This window comes from Thermogutta sp., assembly GCF_014359955.1.
Taxonomy (GTDB): domain Bacteria; phylum Planctomycetota; class Planctomycetia; order Pirellulales; family Thermoguttaceae; genus Thermogutta.
In genome coordinates this window covers 1-1,913 of the sequence record NZ_JACIYL010000819.1, presented here as the reverse complement: position 1 = coordinate 1,913, position 1,913 = coordinate 1, and the positions used below count along the sequence as shown (strand labels likewise).

Below are 1,913 nucleotides of genomic sequence, written 5' to 3'. Positions count from 1 at the left end.
GGTATTTTCGGCCGGTGGCGGTACGTACGACTGGAGGGAAATTGAAGCCGAGTTCGTGGTTCCGCCAGAGGCAACAACACTGAGCGTGGGCACAGTCTTACGAGGAACCGGCCAGGCGTGGTTCGATGACGTCTCCCTCGAAGTCATTGGCGATTCGCCCTGGACCGTGACCATCGGAAAGCCGGAGCAGCGTGTTCTCAAAGAAGTGGCAGCAGAAGAGCCGTGGCAAGCGGAAGCGGCCATCGACGGAGGGTGGCCGTCGCGGCTTCACGCGAAGGTGTTTCAGTTTGCGGATGAGGAGATTAGAGACGTTCTGCTTGCCCTGCCTTTGGAAAAGTTTCGCTGGAAAAATGAAGCCGGTGACGGAACCCGGCTTGTCGTGCTCCACAATTCTGGCACGAAAGAGTGCCTGGTGGTGGGAACGTGGGTCCTGTGGAGTGACGATCTACCGGCTGGCTCAGTTTTGCATCGCTATTTGATGTTAACATCCAATGAGCAACGATTGGCCGCCGAAGCTGGCCATCACCGTGACTTTGAACGGCTCCTTTTCAGCGGGAGAAATCTGGTCAAAAACCCATCGTTCGAAGATGGTGAAAAACTGCCCGACGCGTGGATGCGAATCGGCGAAGGCGCCAAAGGCGTGAAGTTTGCCGTGGACGAGAGCACTCCTCCGATGGGCGGGGGACGACGGTCGGCTCGCTTGGAAGTGAGCAATGACGCCAAGCGAGGATGGTACGGTTGGCAGGAAAAAGTGCCGGTAAAGGCCGGGCGGAATTACCTTGTGACGGGCTGGCTTAAATGCCGGGACGTGAGCCAGGGTAAAGTCCAAATCCATTTACACTTCCACGATGCGCGCGGCCGGCTCACAGCGCAGGGGGCGATGACCAGCATCGGGCCAGGAATCTCAGGAACGCAGGATTGGACGCTACTCAGCGGGGTAGTACGGGCACCGGCTGATGCCAACGACATGACGATCCATTTGACGACGAACAGTCATGGTGTCTTTTGGTATGACGCGATCATGGTGACGGAAGTTGTCCCGGTAGATGCTGCAGAATGGGAAGCCAAGCCTGTTCCCGATGGCGAGTTGGCACTGTGGCAGGTACCGGGTGTTGTGAAGGTTTTCCAGGAAGATCCACCGGGCCCTGCGCCGAAGGAACTGTCCGTTTTCGCTGCAAAAGGGGAATGGGAGGCGCTCCAATTCGTCGTGAAGTCGCACACGCCGTTGGAGAAGGTCACCGTCGAGGTTGAGGCGCCAGTCCACGAATCTGGAGCGAAGCTCGACGAGTTTCAAGTGGCCGTTGTCGGGTTTGTGCCCATCGACCACCCCTCCAACTATTTCCGCACCAGGGAGGCGGCCTGGTACCGGAAAATCGCTGTGGGGGCACAAGGCAGTGATGGTTGGGCAGGCTGGTGGCCTGATCCCCTGCTCCCCAAGAATACCTTTGATCTCAAGGCTGAGAGGGCGCAGCCTGTCTGGATCATTTTCAGAATTCCGCGGGATGCCCGGCCTGGAGATTACCTTGGACAGGTTCGCCTCCGCGTGGGAAGTAGCATCGTGAAACGGGTGCCTTTACGGTGCCATATCTGGGATTTTGCCCTGCCAGAACGAACCAGTTTTCCGGCCATTTACGATGCGCGGCTGGGGCCGGGCAGAGAGTTCTGGGGAAGACGTTTTGACGAGGTTTATCCTCAGCTCGTCGCCTTCATGGCCGAACGGCGATTGTGTCCCGATGCCATTCGTCCCGATCCTGTGATCCGGTTTGAAAACGGAAAGGTTATCGCAGACTTTACGACTTACGATCGCGTCGCCGAGTGGTACTTCGACAAGCTCGGATTGCCTTCATCGTATGCTCCGCACCTTTTCTATATTTTTGGATGGGGATTTCCACCCCGGGAGGCGTTCGGCCAGC

1 protein-coding gene is annotated in these 1,913 nt (G+C 57.7%); it reads left to right on the top strand.

Features of this window, described 5'->3' with window-relative positions; genetic code table 11:
• A partial coding sequence (locus H5U08_RS17290; protein WP_297035945.1) for a hypothetical protein occupies positions 1 to 1,913 on the top strand: 1,913 nt, incomplete at both ends.